The sequence below is a fragment of the Streptomyces sp. NPDC048383 genome (genome assembly GCF_040651775.1).
Taxonomy (GTDB): domain Bacteria; phylum Actinomycetota; class Actinomycetes; order Streptomycetales; family Streptomycetaceae; genus Streptomyces.
Genome location: NZ_JBEZKS010000044.1, coordinates 1 through 16,110, shown reverse-complemented (window position 1 = coordinate 16,110; position 16,110 = coordinate 1). Strand labels below are relative to the sequence as shown.

At 72.3% G+C, this 16,110-nt stretch carries 15 protein-coding genes; 5 read left to right on the top strand and 10 right to left on the bottom strand.

Annotated features, from left to right (window positions below; all coding sequences use genetic code 11):
* Positions 1–15: 15 nt before the first annotated feature.
* Positions 16–801, bottom strand: coding sequence for an SDR family NAD(P)-dependent oxidoreductase (locus AB0D46_RS26685; RefSeq protein WP_362881031.1), 786 nt, complete (start codon positions 799–801; stop codon positions 16–18).
* 326 nt (positions 802–1,127) lie between these two features.
* Here AB0D46_RS26685 and AB0D46_RS26680 point away from each other — a divergent pair, with 326 nt between their 5' ends.
* From AB0D46_RS26680 to AB0D46_RS26665, 4 genes are all read left to right on the top strand, one after another.
* On the top strand, positions 1,128–2,396 hold the full coding sequence (locus tag AB0D46_RS26680) for a beta-ketoacyl-[acyl-carrier-protein] synthase family protein (RefSeq protein WP_362881029.1): 1,269 nt from the start codon (positions 1,128–1,130) through the stop codon (positions 2,394–2,396).
* Positions 2,393–3,610 carry a ketosynthase chain-length factor gene (locus AB0D46_RS26675; RefSeq protein WP_362881027.1) on the top strand — a complete coding sequence of 406 codons (1,218 nt, stop codon included), beginning with the start codon at positions 2,393–2,395 and terminating at the stop codon, positions 3,608–3,610. Before AB0D46_RS26680 ends, AB0D46_RS26675 begins: the two co-directional genes overlap by 4 nt.
* Positions 3,611–3,700: 90 nt before the next feature.
* A complete protein-coding gene (locus AB0D46_RS26670) occupies positions 3,701–4,126 on the top strand; it encodes a nuclear transport factor 2 family protein (protein WP_362881026.1) in 426 nt (141 codons plus the stop codon).
* 2 nt (positions 4,127–4,128) lie between these two features.
* Complete coding sequence (locus AB0D46_RS26665; protein ID WP_362881024.1) at positions 4,129–5,058, top strand: MBL fold metallo-hydrolase; 930 nt, start codon at positions 4,129–4,131, stop codon at positions 5,056–5,058.
* 76 nt (positions 5,059–5,134) lie between these two features.
* Here the strand turns inward: AB0D46_RS26665 and AB0D46_RS26660 are convergent, their stop codons facing one another.
* The 4 genes from AB0D46_RS26660 to AB0D46_RS26645 form a co-directional block, all read right to left on the bottom strand.
* Positions 5,135–6,280, bottom strand: a complete 1,146-nt coding sequence (locus AB0D46_RS26660; RefSeq protein WP_362881022.1) for a hydrolase — start codon at positions 6,278–6,280, stop codon at positions 5,135–5,137.
* A 39-nt stretch (positions 6,281–6,319) separates the two neighbouring features.
* Complete coding sequence (locus AB0D46_RS26655) at positions 6,320–7,576, bottom strand: DUF6365 family protein (protein WP_362881020.1); 1,257 nt, start codon at positions 7,574–7,576, stop codon at positions 6,320–6,322.
* Between the two features lie 19 nt (positions 7,577–7,595).
* The gene (locus tag AB0D46_RS26650; protein WP_362881019.1) at positions 7,596–8,735 is read right to left on the bottom strand and encodes a glycosyltransferase; all 1,140 of its coding nucleotides are present in this window, start codon (positions 8,733–8,735) and stop codon (positions 7,596–7,598) included.
* Between the two features lie 90 nt (positions 8,736–8,825).
* Positions 8,826–9,650, bottom strand: a complete 825-nt coding sequence (locus AB0D46_RS26645; RefSeq protein ID WP_362881017.1) for a methyltransferase domain-containing protein — start codon at positions 9,648–9,650, stop codon at positions 8,826–8,828.
* Positions 9,651–10,053: 403 nt separating this feature from the next.
* Here AB0D46_RS26645 and AB0D46_RS26640 point away from each other — a divergent pair, with 403 nt between their 5' ends.
* Positions 10,054–11,304 (top strand): MFS transporter, encoded by a 1,251-nt coding sequence (locus AB0D46_RS26640; RefSeq protein WP_362881015.1) that lies wholly within the window; start codon positions 10,054–10,056, stop codon positions 11,302–11,304.
* Between the two features lie 129 nt (positions 11,305–11,433).
* Here the strand turns inward: AB0D46_RS26640 and AB0D46_RS26635 are convergent, their stop codons facing one another.
* From AB0D46_RS26635 to AB0D46_RS26615, 5 genes are all read right to left on the bottom strand, one after another.
* Positions 11,434–11,961 (bottom strand): flavin reductase family protein, encoded by a 528-nt coding sequence (locus AB0D46_RS26635; protein WP_362881013.1) that lies wholly within the window; start codon positions 11,959–11,961, stop codon positions 11,434–11,436.
* A gap of 107 nt (positions 11,962–12,068) precedes the next feature.
* A complete protein-coding gene (locus AB0D46_RS26630; RefSeq protein WP_362881011.1) occupies positions 12,069–13,337 on the bottom strand; it encodes a ketosynthase chain-length factor in 1,269 nt (422 codons plus the stop codon).
* A complete protein-coding gene (locus tag AB0D46_RS26625) occupies positions 13,334–14,605 on the bottom strand; it encodes a beta-ketoacyl-[acyl-carrier-protein] synthase family protein (RefSeq protein WP_362881009.1) in 1,272 nt (423 codons plus the stop codon). The genes AB0D46_RS26630 and AB0D46_RS26625 overlap by 4 nt, the downstream gene beginning before the upstream one ends.
* Positions 14,602–15,786, bottom strand: a complete 1,185-nt coding sequence (locus AB0D46_RS26620; protein ID WP_362881007.1) for a DegT/DnrJ/EryC1/StrS family aminotransferase — start codon at positions 15,784–15,786, stop codon at positions 14,602–14,604. The genes AB0D46_RS26625 and AB0D46_RS26620 overlap by 4 nt, the downstream gene beginning before the upstream one ends.
* Before the next feature lie 229 nt (positions 15,787–16,015).
* Positions 16,016–16,110, bottom strand: a 95-nt coding sequence (locus tag AB0D46_RS26615; protein WP_362881122.1) for an adenosylhomocysteinase, incomplete at its 5' end; no start/stop codon positions are given.

Sequence of the window (16,110 nt, the reverse complement as noted above, 5' to 3'; positions counted from 1 at the left end):
CCGCCGGCGGAGGGATCAGTAGTTGCCGAGACCGCCGCAGACGTTCATGGCCTGCGCGGTGACGGAGCCCGCCGCGTCACTGACCAGGTAATCGACCATGGCGGCGACCTCCTCGACCTCCACGTAGCGGCCGATCGGGACGCGGGTGTGGACCTTCTCGGCGGCCTCTTCGAGGGTGATGTTGAAGGAGGAGGCGTAGTGCTGGCGGACCCGCTCGGCCATCGGCGTCTCCACGAAGCCGGGGCAGACGGCGTTCACGGTGATGCCCGTCTTGGCCAGGTCGAGACCGAGGGCCTTCGTGAAGCCGACCACGCCGTGCTTGGACGCGGAGTAGGGGGCGGCGGTCACGGCGCCCTGCTTGCCGGCCGTGGAGGCGATGTTGACGATGCGGCCCCAGCCCTTGCCGAGCATGCCGCCGGCGCTGAGCACTTCGCGCGTCAGCAGGAAGACGCTGTTGAGGTTGGTGTTGATGACGTCGTACCAGAGCTCGTCCGACATCTCGGCGATCGGGCCGCCACCGTTGCGCCCGGCGTTGTTGACGAGGATGTCGACGGTGCCGAACCGCTCGACGGCCGCGCCGACGAAGCGCTTGACGTCCTCCCGGTCGGTCACGTCGCAGGTGGTGCCGTCCACCGAGCCGCCGGACTCCTGGAGGGCCTTGACGGTCGCGGCCAGCCGGTCCGCGTCCCGGCCGCACACGAAGACGTGCGCCCCCTGGTCGGCGAGGTGGGCGGCGATGCCCCGTCCGATGCCGCTCGTCGCCCCTGTGACCAGCGCGACCTTGCCGTTCAGCGAGCCCATCGTGCCTCCGTATCGCAATGTTCCGGCCCTTTTCCGGACCAGACGGACTACGGAGAGCGTGGTTCCCCGCCCTCGACCGCCGGTCGAGACCCGGTGGAGGGGCCGGGCGGGCGCCCGGTCGTCGGTCTCCGGGGATACCCCCCGGTCACCGCCCCTGCCCGGGCGCCGAGACGGACCTTCGAGTGGTCTTCGAGAAAGGCAACAGAGCGTCAAAGGATCAATTGACGCAGTTTCTGTCGTGGTAGGGGGCCGGTCTCTCCGCAGCCGGGCCGGAAAGGACTTGACTCGATGTCCAGCTCGAACACCTACGGGACGAGCCGCGCGCGATGACCCGACGAGTGGTGATTACAGGAATCGGCGTGCGGGCACCCGGCGGCTCCGGGGTGAAGGAGTTCTGGGACCTGCTGTCGGCGGGCCGGACGGCGACCCGCGGCATTACCTTCTTCGACGCCTCGTCCTTCCGGTCCCAGGTGGCCGGCGAGGTCGACTTCCACGCGGCCGCCGAGGGCCTGTCGCCCCGCGAGATCCGCCGGATGGACCGGGCGACGCAGTTCGCGATCGCCTGTACCCGCGAGGCCGTCGCGGACAGCGGACTGGAGTTCGGCGGTGTGCCCGCGCACCGCATCGGCGTGAGCCTGGGCAGCGCCGTCGCCGCCGCGACGAGCCTGGAGAACGAGTACCTGGTCATGTCCGACCGGGGTCGCGACTGGGTCGTCGACCCCGACTACCTCTCCCCCCACATGTTCGACTACCTGAGCCCCGGAATCATGCCCGCCGAGGTCGCCTGGGCGGCCGGCGCCGAGGGCCCGGTGACGATGGTGTCGGACGGCTGCACCTCGGGGCTCGACTCCGTCGGGTACGCCGCGCAGCTGATCCGCGAGGGCAGCGCCGACGTCATGATCGCCGGCGCCTCGGACACCCCGATCTCCCCGATCGTGCTCGCCTGCTTCGACGCGATCAAGGCGACGACGTCCCGCAACGACGACCCCGAGCACGCCTCGCGGCCCTTCGACGCCACCCGCAACGGCTTCGTCCTCGCCGAGGGCAGCGCCATGTTCGTCCTGGAGGAGTACGAGGCGGCGCGCGCCCGCGGCGCCGAGGTCTACGCCGAGGTCAGCGGCTACGCCACGCGCTGCAACGCGTACCACATGACCGGCCTCAAGACGGACGGCCGGGAGATGGCGGAGGCGATCCGGGTGGCGCTCGACGAGTCGCGCGTCGACGGCACCGCCATCGACTACATCAACGCGCACGGCTCGGGCACCAAGCAGAACGACCGGCACGAGACGGCCGCCTTCAAGCGGAGCCTGGGGCAGCACGCCTACGAGGTGCCCGTCAGCTCCATCAAGTCGATGATCGGGCATTCCCTCGGCGCGATCGGCTCGATCGAGATCGCCGCGAGCCTCCTGGCGATCAAGCACAACGTGGTGCCGCCGACCGCCAACCTGCACACCCCCGACCCCGAGTGCGATCTGGACTACGTCCCGTTGACCGCCCGCGAGCACCGGGTCGACTCCGTCCTCACCGTCGGCAGCGGATTCGGCGGCTTCCAGAGCGCCATGGTCCTCCGCGCCCCCGAAGGAGCGAAGGCATGACCAGGACCGTCATCACCGGGCTCGCCGTCACGGCGCCCAACGGAATGGGCGTGGAAGCCTATTGGAAGGCGGTGCTCGACGGCAGCACCGGCATCGCCCCGGTCACCGGCTTCGACGCCACCGGCTACCCGGCCTCGCTGGCCGGGCAGATCGCCGGCTTCGACCCCGCCGACCACCTGCCGGGCCGACTGCTCCCGCAGACGGACCGCTCGACGCAGCTGGCGCTCGTCGCCGCCGAGTGGGCGCTGACCGACGCCGGTGTCCCGAACGACACCGTCCACGACTACGACATCGGCGTCGTCACGTCGAACGCGCTGGGCGGGTTCACCTTCACCCACCACGAGTTCGCCAACCTGTGGACCAAGGGTTCGAAGTTCGTCAGCGTCTACGAGTCCTTCGCCTGGTTCTACGCGGTGAACACCGGCCAGATCTCCATCCGCCACGGGCTGCGCGGCCCCAGCGCCGCGCTGGTCGGCGAGCAGGCGGGCGGTCTCGACGCACTGGGCCACGCCCGCCGCACCATCCGGCGCGGTACGCCCGTCGTCGTGGCGGGCGGCGTGGACTCCGCCTTCGACCCGTGGGGCTACGTCTCCCAGCTGGCCGGCGGCCGCGTCACCCGCGAGAGCGACCCGGCCCACGCCTACCAGCCCTTCGGCGCCCGGGCCTCCGGGTACGTGCCGGGCGAGGGCGGGGCGATGCTCATCGTCGAGGACGCGGACGGCGCCGCCCGGCGCGGCGTCCGCCCGTACGGCGAGATCGCCGCGCACGCGTCGACCTTCGACCCCGCTCCCGGCTCGGACCGGCCGCCGACGCTCGGCCGGGCCGTGGAGGCCGCGCTCGCCGAGGCCGGGTTGACGCCCGGGGACATCGACGTGGTGTTCGCCGACGGCGCCGGCGTCCCGGAGCTGGACGCCGCAGAGGCGGACGCGATCCGTTCGGTGTTCGGGCCGGGCGGTGTTCCCGTCACCGCGCCCAAGGCGCTCACCGGACGCCTGTACTCGGGTGGCGGGCCGCTGGACGTGGCCACGGCGCTGCTGGCCATCCGCGACGAGGTGATCCCCTCCACGCCCACGGTCTCCGAGGTGCCCGCCGCGTACGGCATCGACCTGGTGCACACCGGGCCCCGCGAAGGCCGCATCCGCAACGCGCTCGTCCTGGCCCGCGGCCGGCACGGCTTCAACTCGGCCGTCGTCGTCCGCGCTCCGCGCGACTAGGCCGTCCCCTTCGGATCGGGTTCGGCCCGATCCGGAAGGGGCGCCCCGCCCCCGTCCGTTCCCCTCACCAGTCCCAGGAGGGACACCCACATGACCACCGCAGTCAGCACCGACCTCTACTCGCAGGTGCTCCACTTCTACGCCCACCAGATGCAGGCCCTCGACGCCCGCCGGTTCGAGGAGTACGCGGCCTCCTTCACCGAGGACGGCGTGTTCCTGCACTCGCCGGGCGCGGAGCCGGCCCGGACCCGACCCGGGATCGTGCGCGAGCTCGTCGAGTTCCACAAGAAGTACGACGGCCAGCAGGTCCGCCGCCGTCACTGGTTCAACCAGGTCGCCCTGGAGCACCAGGAGGACGGCACGCTCAAGTCCACGGCGTACGCCCTGGTCACCACCGTCCGCCCGGGCGGTCAGCCGGAGATCAACCCGAGCTGCCTGGTCCACGACGTCCTGGTCGTCGAGGACGGCGAGGTGCGGATCGCGTCCCGCCTCATCACGCACGACCAGGTCTTCTGAGGATGGCGGCCGACGCCCGCGCCGCGGGCGGGGCGCAGCCCCGTCTTCAGGAAGTCGCGGACGGCGTCTTCGCCTACGTGCAGCCGGACGGCGGATGGTGCCTGAACAACGCCGGGCTGATCGTGTCCGGTGGGCGCTCCGCGCTGGTCGACACGGCCGCCACGGAAGCCCGGGCGAAGGCCCTGAAGGCGGCGGTCGAAACGGTCACGTCCCGACCGCCGCGGTACGTGGTCAACACCCACTCCCACGGTGACCACACCTTCGGCAACTACCTGTTCGCCGATGACGCCGTCGTCGTCGGGCACGAGGGCACCCGGACCGAGATGGAAACGGTGGGCCTGCACCTGACGGGCCTGTGGCCCGACGTCCACTGGGGCGGGGTCTCCGTGGTGCTCCCCGAGGTCACCTTCCGGGACCGCCTCGACCTGTACGTGGGAGACGTGCGGGCCGAACTGGTCCGGCTGGGGCCCGCCCACACGTCGAGCGACACGGTGGTGTGGCTGCCCGAGGAACGGGTGCTGTTCACCGGGGACCTGGTGATGTCCGGGTCGACGCCGTTCTGCCTGATGGGGTCGGTGGCCGGCTCGCTGGCGGTGACCGAGCGGCTGCGTGCCCTCGATCCCCGTACGGTGGTCGCCGGTCACGGGCCGGTGGCGGGCCCGGAGCTGCTCGACGCGACCGAGGGGTACCTACGGTTCGTGCAGCGGCTGGCCCGGGAGGGCGTCGCGGCCGGTGTCGGACCGCTGGACGCGGCCCGGGACGCGGACCTCGGGGAGTACGCGGAGCTGCTGGACTCCGAGCGTCTGGTGCCGAACCTGCACCGCGCGTACGCGGAGGAGCGGGGCGCGGCGCCGGGTGTTCCGCTCGACATCGAGCTGATGTTCTCGGAGATGATCGACTACCACGGCGGCCTGCCCGTGTGCCACGCCTGACGGCGGACACGGCGAAGGGGCCCCGCCTGCCGGCGGGGCCCCTTCGGCGTGCGCCGCGACCGCGGCGCCGGCGGTCTCAGACCGCGTCCGGGGTCGCGGTGCGCAGCCGGGCGTACGTGCCGGCCAGCGGCGCGAACTGCAGCCCGCTGTGCCCGGCGCCGCAGTTGACGTCGCGCCAGCGCCGCTGGAGTTCCTCCCCCTCCGCTTGGGCCCGGGTGCCGGCGGTGCGCAGCAGCCGGTCGACGACGGAGGCCAGCAGGTCGGCGGCGAGGGCGCTGTCGCGTCCGTTGCGCGCGGAGTCCAGGGCGGAGTACGGGCCCTCGTCGGTGGTCCGGGCGACCCGTTCCAGGAGGAGCTGCGCCGCGTCGGTCTCGCCCTCGGCGCGGGCCAGGAGCTGTTCGAACGGGCCGGCGTCCTGGGCTCCGCTGATGGCGCCGGCGGGTCCGGCGAGCTTGCCCTGGACGAGGTGGGACCAGCGGCGCAACGCGCCGCGGGTGGCGCCCAGCAGGGGCGCGGCGAGGGTGAGTCCGTTGCCGGCCTTCAGCGGTACCTGGTGGCAGGCCGCGTCGGATTCGGGTGCCGGGCCGGCGAGGAGCACGTCGAGCGGTACGGACAGTTCGTCGGGGACGAGCACGTCGTCCAGGACCACCGAGTTGCTACCGGTGCCGCGCAGGCTCACGGTGAACCAGGTGTCCTCGATCCGGTAGTCGGTGCGGGGTACCGCGAAGATCCGTACCTGCTGCCCCTCGGGGGTGCGGGCGCGGGCGGCGACGAGGGTCCAGTCGGAGAAGTCGACAGCGCTGACGTAGGGCCAGGTGCCGTTCAGGCGCCAGCCGCCCGGGCCTCGTTCGGCGGTGCCGCTGGGGACGAGGCCGGCGGAGACGACGGTGTCGGGGCCCTTGTGCCAGACGGCTTCCTGACCGGCCGCGGGCAGGTAGGCGGTCATCCGGCCGGCACTGGCGACGACGGAGGCGCACCAGGCGGCGGAGGTGCAGCCCTCGCCGAGGGCGGCGACCGCGTCGAGCAGTCCGGTGAAGGTGCCGGCGGCGCCGCCGTGGGCGACCGGCGCGAAGTATCCGGGGAATCCGGCCGCGATGACGGCTTCGGCGACGGGCGGGGCCAGCGTGCGCGCGGTCTCACTGGCGTGGGCGTGTTCGGCGGCGAGCGGCGCCGCGGCCCGGGCGGCGGCGATCAGCGGGTCGGCTGCACGGTCGTAGCGCATCGTGTGTCTTCCTCTGGTGGGGTGCGGACGGGGCAGGGGTCAGCGCCCGATGCCGAGCCGTTCGGCGGCGGCCGTGAAGGCCTGGGCGGTGTCGGGCAGCCGATCGATGGCGTCCCGGTAGTCCGCGCGGGCCCCGGCGAGCCGGTCCCGTACGGAGGGGTCGTACAGCACCGCTTCCAGGCCGTTCACCACGGCGTCCTCGTCGAGGATCTCGGTGTGCAGGACGGTTTCCGCGAACGGGTTGTCGTGGAGCAGCCCGGACAGGAGCCGACTCCAGCGCAGCGGCCAGGCGTGGAAGGAGGGCACGGGCCCGGGGAAGTCCGCGAGCCAGGAGCGGACGGCCGACGAGGCGCCGGAGGGGAGCGCGGTGTCGGCGGCGGCCGCGGGCAGGTCGTGCCCGTTGGTGGCGATGAGCCCGGGTACGTCCGCGAGGACGGCCCGTTCGAGGGCGTAGGAGGTGAGGAAGCAGGACATCACCGCGTCGGTGGCGCCGAGCAGTTGGTGGTAGCGGTCCGCCGTGTACTCCGGTTCGAGGTGGACGCGCTCGGCCGGCAGGCCGAGGTTCTCGAAGTAGGGGCCGACCATCACGAACCGGGTGTCGGCGGGCAGCCTGCGCAGGTAGTGGCCGATCAGCTCGGGCAACCGGACGGCGAGTTCCCGGGTGGCCGGGCCGGCCCGGGTCCGCATGGTGTGCTGCCAGGGCAGGGTGGGGAAGAGGAGCAGCCGGTGGCCGGCCTCGGCGCCGACGGAGCGCCGTACGTCCGCGCGGGTCCGTTCGGTGAGCGGGCGCAGGGTGCTGTTGGCCCGGTAGAGCATCTCGTCGGGGCCGACGGGATGCTGGGGCCGGTTGACGGGGACGGGGCGCAGCCGCAGTGGCATGTCGAGGAGGTTGGCGTCGATCGTCACCGTCCTGCCGAGGGCCTCGACCTCCCGTTCGGTGTCGGCCAGTCCCAGCATGTCGATGGGCAGGACGGGCACGCCGAACTCCTGGACGTACCAGGGGTCGGTCTCGTAGTTCACGAGGTGGGTGAGCCAGTGCCCGACGTAGTCGCTGAGGACGATCGCGTCGGGCCGGAACTCGCGGACCGTGCGGGCCACCACGTCGCGCACGCCGTGGCCCAGCGCGGAGGACACGAGGGTGTAGGGGTGGCCGGCGGCCTTGAGTTGGGCCTCGTTGTCGGCGTCGATGACGAAGTGGCAGCGGACGCCGGTGGCCTTCAGCTGGTGGACCAGGTCCAGGCCCACGGTCGTCTCGTGCAGGGTCTTGGCCAGGGTGGCCATGAAGAGCAGTCGCATGGGTGTCCGCCGTCCCGGGTCAGTGCGCGGCGGCGGGGACGAGCCGCTCGATGGCGTCGACGGCCTGCGTGGCGACGGGTTGGGCGGCGACCTCGTCGGCCAACTCGCGGGCGCGTTCCCGGTAGGACGGGGTGGCCAGGATCTCCGCGCAGGCGTCCGCGAGGTTCTCCGCGGAGTCGTTCTCGGGGGCGATCATCCTGCCCGCGCCGTAGGCGTCGAGGCGGGCGCTGTAGTCGACGCAGTACGGCAGGTACGGGACGAGCACCTGCGGTACGCCGTAGGCCACGTAGCCCATCGTGGTGTTGCCGCCCGCGTGGTGGATGGCCAGGTCGGCGGTGGGGGCCGCCTGGTGGAGCGGGATCCAGCCGGCGCGGACCCCGGGGAAGAGGGGGCGCAAACGCTCGGCGACCTCTTCCGGGGTGGCGACGAGGACTTCCACGTCGAGTTGGGAGACCTTCGCGACGAGGCCGCTCAGGATGTCGAAGTCGGATTCGGGGGTGACGCGGCTGCCCGCGGAGACCAGGACCCGGGGGCGCGCGCCCTTCTGCAGCATCCACGGTTCGACGGTCTTCTGCGTGGCGTAGGGCACGTAGCGCATCAGTTGGGCGGGCAGGGCGTCGGCCGGCCGCAGGCTGGGCGGGCAGATGTCGACGAAGAGGTCGGTGCGGGGCATCTCGTAGAGGCCCAGGCGCTCCATCTCGGGGCCGAGTTCGGCGGCGGCCGCGAGGTCGATGGTGCGCGGCTCGCCCATGTCGATGGCCTGCTTGACGTAGGGGACGCCCGCGTACGCCGCGATGAGCGGGGCGGCGAAGGCCAGTGCCCCGCCGACGACCACGTCCGGCCGCCAGCGGTCCACCAGGTCGATGAGCCCGTCCAGGCAGCTCGCGGCGTACCGGCCGAAGGTGCGGCCGTTGAAGATGTACCGCTCGTGCAGGTCCTCGGGGATGGGGACGCGCACGCCCCGCCGGTCGACGAGGGCCTCCTGCATCGCCTTCGAGGAGACCGCGGCGGCGGGGAGGCCCGCGGCGGTGATGGTCGCCGTGCAGTTCTCGGGTGCGGCCATGATGACGTCGTGGCCGGCGTTGCGGGCCGCCTGTGCCAGCGGGACGATCCCGAATATCACTCCGGAGGTGCCACCGGCTACGAACAGAATCTTCATGCGGACAATCCTGGAAAGTCGGGCTCGGGACGGGCTCGGAGGGGACTCGCAAGGGGCTCGGGAGGCGCTCGGGAGGCCCTCGGAGGCGGGTCAGACGAGCGGCTTGCGGGCGGTGATGATGCGGTAGCCCAGGTGGTCGCGTTCGAGTTCCGACACCTCGCCGATCATCTGCTTGAACTCCTCGGCGAAGCTCTGACCGCCCTTGGCGACGACCTTCTCGTAGTTCTCCTCCACGATCCGGCCGATGCGCGCGGCGGACTTGCGCAGGTGCTCCCCCGCGTCGTAGTCGCGTTCCACGACGAAACCGGCGGCGGTGAGCAGTTCGACGTACTGCTCGGGGGTCGGCAGGGAGTCGACGGTGAAGCCCTCGACGAGGACCTTGCGCCAACGCGCGTCCAGTTCGACGCTCTCCACGTAGTCGGAGAGGACGAAGACGCCGCCGGGCTTGAGGATGCGGTGGATCTCGTCGAGGGCCTTCTGCCGGTCGGAGAAGTACATGACGGATTCCACGGCCCAGGCCGCGTCGTACGAGCCGTCGGCGTAGGGCAGTTCCATGGCGTCGGCGCGCTCGAAGGTGACGCGGTCCGATACGCCCGCCTCGCGGGCCAGTTCGGTGCCGGCTTCGATCTGCTCGGCGCTGACGGTGATGCCGGTGACCTTGCCGCCGCCGGCCTGGGCGAGGCGGATCGCGGGACGCCCCTTGCCGCAGCCGATGTCGAGGAGGTGCCCGCCGGGCTCCGGTGCGACCTGTCCGATCAGGACGTCGGTGAGGCGGTCCTTCGGGTCGGTGCCGGGGTCCTCGTCGTCCCAGTACCCGATGTGCAGGTTCTGGCCCATGAAGATCTCCCAGAGCCACCCCCGGTCGTCGTAGAACTCGCCCACCTCGTCCGGCGTCAGGGCCTGGTGTTCCGCCATCGGTCGCGCTCCTCGCTTCTCGGGTCTTCGGTGTCGGGCCGGTGCCGGCCGCTGGCCGGTCCCGGTCCGGGGTCCTCGGGTACAGGGGGCCGATCCTGGCAACCGTGGTTCGACTCCCACTCGAACAGTGATCGTGGAGCCGTTCCCGAGCACCGGTCGAGCACCGGTCCGGCCCGAGGGGGGAGGGTGTGCGGCGGTCTGTCGGCGGGGCCGGCTCGTGCGCCGAGCGGGGGTCCAGCGGCGGTCTAGCGGAATCTCGCACTCTGGGGGATAAAGATCCCCATCGTGGCGGGAAGGGTTCCGGTCCGATTTTTCCGGACATTCGACCGGCGTCCCCGCGACCGCGAGCTCCCCCGACGCACCGACCGGGATCGTGGACCACATACCACCACCGGAGTTCCGTATGGCCGCACAGCCTTCGGCTGCCGCAGCAGCCCCCGCCCCCAGCAGGGCAACACTGTTCGTTCTTCTCATCGCCTCGACCCTGACCATCATGGCCGGAGCCGTGGTCGCACCGGTCGTCAGCGTCATCCGTGGCGATCTCGGGGTCAGCGGCACACAAGCCGGGCTGATCCTCACGGCGCACGGCCTGTCCCTCGCCATCGTCAGCCCGTTCGTCGGCTGGGCGATCGACAAGTGGGGCGTGCGCATGCCCCTGGTGATCGGTCTGCTCATCTACGGCGTGGCCGGCGGGGCGGGGCTGTTCGCCGACTCGTACGCGACCCTGATCATCAGTCGGTTCGCCTTCGGCATCGGCGCCGCCGCCCTGTTCAGCGGGACGACCGTGGCCCTGCTCGCCCTCTACCAGGGGCCGGAGCGGGACAAGGTCGCCGGTTGGCGGGGCACCGCCATCAGCATGGGCGGCATCATCTGGCCGCTGATCGGCGGCGCCCTGGGCAGCCTGTCGTGGCACGGACCGTTCGCGGTCTACCTGCTCGGCATCCCGCTCGCCGTGGCGATGCTGTTCGTCCTGCCCAACGCCCCGGTGGCGCCCCGCCCCAAGGGCGTCAACGCCGTGGCGCTGATCAAGCAGCAGCCCCGGCTGCTGGCGCTGTACGGGTTGTCGATGTTCAGCTCGTTCCTGCTGTACGTGATGGCCGTCTTCCTGCCGCAGCGCCTGACGCAGCTCGACGTGGCCGACCCGTTCGTCATCTCCCTGATCACCACCAGCACCTCGGTGACGGGCAGTGTGATCGGCCTGTTCTACGCCCGGATCAAGGGCCGCCTCGGGTACGTGAACCTGCTGCGGGTGTCCCTGGTCCTGTGGACGCTGTCGATGCTGACCATCGGGCTGGCGGGGCACCCCGCCCTGCTCACGGTGGCGGCGGGCCTGTTCGGACTCGGCAGCGGGATGTCCGTACCGGCACTGGCGATGATGCTCGGCGAGGCCGCGCCGCCCGCGCTGCGCGGCCAGGTCATGGCCCTGTCGGGCACCGCCAACTTCCTGGGGCAGTTCGTCGCCCCGTTGATCATCGGTCCGGTCATCGGCGCCACCTCGATCACCACGGGCTTCCTCGTCGCCACGGGTCTCGGTGTCACCGTGCTGCTGCTGTCCCTGGCCCTGAGGGAGTTCGCTCCCGCCGAGCAAGCCCCCGAGGCCGCGCCGACGTCCGCGCCCTCGGACCGGGTGACCGCGGAGGACAGCAAGGACTGACGGGCCGGCCGGCCGTCCGTAAGATCCCGGAACGTCCCGGAAAATGCGGGCAAGCGTTAACGGCGTTAACGGTGATGGACCGTTAACGCCGTTAACGCATGCGCCGATTGAGCGCCCGTCAGCGGACCGTCAGCGGGCCGACGACGCTCCGGACGACACCAGGTCGACTCCGCCGCCGGGCCGGGCGAACCGCCGGTTGTGGTGGATCAGCGGCTCCGCGCCGCTCACCGCCGCGGACTCGACGCGGCCGACGAGGATGCTGTGGTCCCCGCCGTCCAGGACGTCGTGCAGGGTGCAGACGAGCCGGGCCGTCGCGTCGCTCAAGCCGGGCAGGCCGTGTTCGAGGGGCTCCATGGGGGTGCCGGCGAACTTGTCGAGCCCCGAGTGTCCCGAGCGGGCGAAGGCTCCGGCGACATCGGCCTGGTCCGCCGCCAGGACGTTGACGAGGAACCGGTCGGCGCGGACGAACGCCTCGTGGCTCGCCGCCCTCTTCGCCAGGCAGACCAGCACCAGCGGCGGATCGAGGGAGAGGGACGTGAAGGAGCCGGCGGTGAAGCCCAGGCGCCGGCCGGCCGCGTCCACCGTGGTCACGACGGTGACCGGGGTGGGCACGTGTGCCATGGTGCGGGCGAATTCGGCGGGGTCGATGGTGGGCAACGGTCCTCCTGGCTCAGGTGCGTACGGGCGCGGCCGCTGGATGAGTGCGTCCGGTCCTTCGGCCGGGTCCGGTCGTCCGTAAGGGCGTCCGGGCAACCGACCCGTTCTCAGGCTGCGCGGACCACCATGGCCGCGTTGAAGCCGCCGCGACCGCGGGCCAGCACCAGGGCGGTGCGCAGCCGCTCGGGGCGGCGTACCGCGGTCACGAGGTCGATGGGGCAGTCCGCGGCGGGCGCCCCGGTGTTGACGGTCGGCGGGATCACGCCGTCGCGCAGGGAGAGCAGCGCGGCCGCCAGATCGAGGGAGGCGCCGCCCGCGGCGAGCCGGCCCGTCATGGTCTTGGGCGCGGTCACGGGGACCCCGTGGGCACCGAACAGGTCCGCGAGGGCCTCGGCCTCGTCGCGGTCGGCGCCGCGCCGGCCGGCGGCGTCGGCGAAGACCACGTCGATGTCGGCGGGTTCCAGGCCCGCGTCGCGCAGTGCCAGCGCGGCGGCGTCGCGCAGGCGCGGGGCGCCGCCCGAGCCGGGCTTCGGGTCGAAGGTGGCGGCGTACCCGGCGACCGTCCCGTAGACGGCGGCGCCGCGATCGCGGGCGGCGGCGGCGTCCTCCAGGACGAGCAGCGCCCCGCCCTCGCCGACGACGTGACCGTCGGCGTCGGCGGAGAAGGGCAGGTAGGCCCGCTCGGGGTCCGCGGAGGTGCTCAGCTCGCCGCCGGCCAGGTGCGCGGCCCAGCCCCAGGGGCAGAGCGAGGAGTCCAGGCCGCCGGTGATCAGCAGTCGGATCCCCTTGCGGAGCTGGCGGCGCGCCTGGGCCACCGCGTCGAGCCCGCCGGCCTGTTCGCTGACGATGACGCTGTTGGGGCCGCGCATGCCGTTCTTGATGGAGATCTGGCCGCTGTTGACGGCGTAGAACCAGGCGAAGGACTGGTAGGCGCTGACGTGCTGACCGCCCTTGCTCCACAGTGCCTGGAGCTCGCGCTGACCGAACTCGTAGCCGCCGGCGGAGTTGGCGGTGATGACGCCCGCCTCGTAGTCGGCGAGCCGCGCCGGGTCCACGCCGGCATCGGCGAGGGCCTCGTCGGCGGCGGTGAGGGCGAGCCGGGTCACGTGCGCGGTCTGCGGCAGCAGCCGGCTCGGCAGGTGCTCGGCCGGGTCGAACCCGGGAACCTCACCGGCCAGCCCGGCCGGGTACTGGTCCGCGTCGAAGCGGGTGACCGGCCGGATGCCGCTCTCGCCGCGCAGGACCGCCGCCCACCACGCCGCGGTGCCCAGCCCGTTGGGGGCGACGACGCCGATGCCGGTGACGACGGGCACCTCGGCCGGTCCCGCGGCGTCGAAGCGCGGGCGGGTGACGCTGACGGTCGTGTCCGTGGTCATGCGGCATCTCCCAGGCGGGGACCGGTCAGGATCATGGCGCTCTGGAAGCCGCCGAACCCGCTGCCGACGGTGAGCACGGTGTCGGTGCGGTGCTCACGTGCGGTGAGCGGGGTGTAGTCCAGGTCGCACTGGGGGTCGGGGCGGTGCAGGTTCGCGGTCGGCGGCACCACGTTGTGCTCGATGGCCAGCGCGCTCGCCACCACCTCCAGGGAGCCGATCGCGCCGAGCGAGTGCCCGATCATCGACTTGATGGAGCTGACGGGCACCTCGTGGGCACGCTGCCCGAGGCTCCGCTTGAAGGCGGCCGTCTCGTGCCGGTCGTTCTGCTTGGTGCCCGAGCCGTGCGCGTTGACGTAGTCGACGGCGCCGGGGTCGAGGCGGGCCTCGTCGAGGGCGACGCTGATCGCCTGCGCCATCTCGTGGCCCTCGGGACGCAGCCCGGTCATGTGGTAGGCGTTGCCGCGGCTGGCGAACCCGGAGATCTCGGCGTAGACGTGGGCGCCGCGGCGGCGGGCGCTGCGCAGCTCCTCCAGGACCAGTACGGCCGAACCCTCGCCGAGGACGAAGCCGTTGCGGGTGGCGTCGAAGGGCCGGGAGGCGGTCGCCGGGTCGTCGTTGCGCGGCGAGGTCGCCTTGATGGCGTCGAAGCAGGCGACGGTGATGGGCGAGATCGGCGCCTCGGTGGCGCCGGTGACCATCACGTCGGCGCTGCCCTCGCGGATCAGCTCGACGGCGTGGCCGATGGAGTCCAGACCCGAGGTGCAGCCGGTGGAGATCAGCGAGACCGGCCCCTGCGCGCCGACCCGCCATGCCACCTCCGCGGCCAGCGAGCTGGGCACGAAGTAGTCGAAGAGGTGGGACACGGCGAGGGTGTGGTCCACCTGCCAGGTGCTGCCGCCCGCGCTCACCACGTCGTACTCGTTGTCGAGGCCCGTCGTGCAGCCGACGGCGCTGCCCAGGCTCACTCCCGTACGGGTGGGGTCCAGCGCCGCGGTGTCGAGTCCGCTGTCGCGCAGCGCCTCGTCGGCGCTGACGAGGGCGAACTGCGCGGCCCGGTCGAGACGGGCCGCCTCCTCGGGGGTGAAGCCGTGGTCCAGCGGGTCGAAGTCGGCCTCGGCGGCGATCCGCGAACGGAACTGCGAGGCGTCGAAGAGGCTGATGGCGCGGGTCGCGGTCCGACCGGAGGTCAGGTGCGACCAGTAGTTCTTCGTACCCACTCCCCCGGGTGCGACCACGCCGATGCCGGTGATGACGACACGTCTGTTCATCGGATGTCCTTCGCGGGAGAGTCCTGCCGCGCCTCGGCGCTCCGCGCCGCCACGGCCTTGCGGAACGAGGCGACGACGGTGAGCACGTCCGCGTCGGACAGACCCGGGTGCAAGGGCAGGCACAGGGTCCGGTCGGACGCCCAGTCGGATCCGGGGAGCCCGGGAACCGGGCCCTCGACGGGGGCGTAGGCCGGAACCTTGTGGAGGGGTGCGTAGCGGAAGGTCGTGTAGATGTCGTCCGCGAGCAGGTCGCCGGCGACGGCGTCACGGATCGCGGGGTCCATCTGCACCCAGTAGAAGTAGTACGTCGACGCGTGCCCGGCGGGCAGCGGCGGGGGCGTCAGCACGCCGTCGAGGGAGACGAGTTCCCGGTCGTACAGGTCGACGATCTCCTTGCGGCGCGTGACCATGTCGGGCAGCCGGCGCAGTTGCACGGAGCCGATCGCGGCGGTGAGGTCGTTGCCGATGACGCGGCGCCCGGGCTCGGGGATGTCCATTTCCCACCACCGGGAGGACACCTTGGCGTGGCCGAAACCGCTGGACTGGGCGAGGCCGTGGTAGGCGAGGCGGCGGATCCGGGCGGCCTGCTCGGCGTCCTTGACGTAGATCATCCCGCCGTCCCCGGTGACGAGGACCTTCATCGCGTCGAAGCTCCACATCGCGAGGTCCCCGAAGGTGCCGACGGCCCGGCCGTCGACGCGGGAGTCCACGGAGCAGGCGGCGTCCTCGATGAGGGTGATGCCGAGTTCGTGGCAGCGCGCGGCGATCCGGACGATGTCGCCGGGGTAGCCGCCGTAGTGGAGGACGACGACCGCCCTGGTCCGCTCGGTGAGGACGGTCTCGATGTCCTCCAGCGTGGGGTTGAGCGTGCGGGGGTCGACGTCGCAGAAGACCGGACGGCCACCGGTGCCGAGGATGGCGTTGGCGGCGGCGAGGAAGCTCAGGGACGGCAGGACGACTTCGTCGCCGTCGCGCAGGTCGAGCGCCTCCGTGGCCAGGAACAGGCCCGAGGTGGCCGAGTTGATGAAGACCACGTGCTCCGCGGCGACACCCAGGTGTTCGGCGAACGCCGCTTCGAACGCCTTGGTACGGGGTCCGTGACCGAGCCAACGGTCGCGGAACACCCCGGCCACCGCTTCGAGTTCCTCAGCACCGACCTGGGGCTGAAAAAGATTGATCATGGCTGCCTCTCGCGTCCGGGTGTCACCGAGAGCTTGCGAACACCTGCTCGACCCTCGATCCAGTTCCGGTGGTCCCCCGGTCGGCACGGGGCCGCGGACAGCCCCGCCGGGCACACCGCGGCCCCCACGCGCGGCTTCGCGTGGGGGCGGACGACACGGCGGACAACACGGCGGGCGGACGGCGGACGGGCGGCCGTTCGGGCGGCCGTTCGGGCGCAGAAGCGGGACCTCAGTAGCGGTAGTGGTCGGGCTTGTACGGGCCGTCGACGGGGACGCCGATGTAGGCGGCCTGTTCGGGGCGCAGGGTGGTGAGGTGGACGCCGA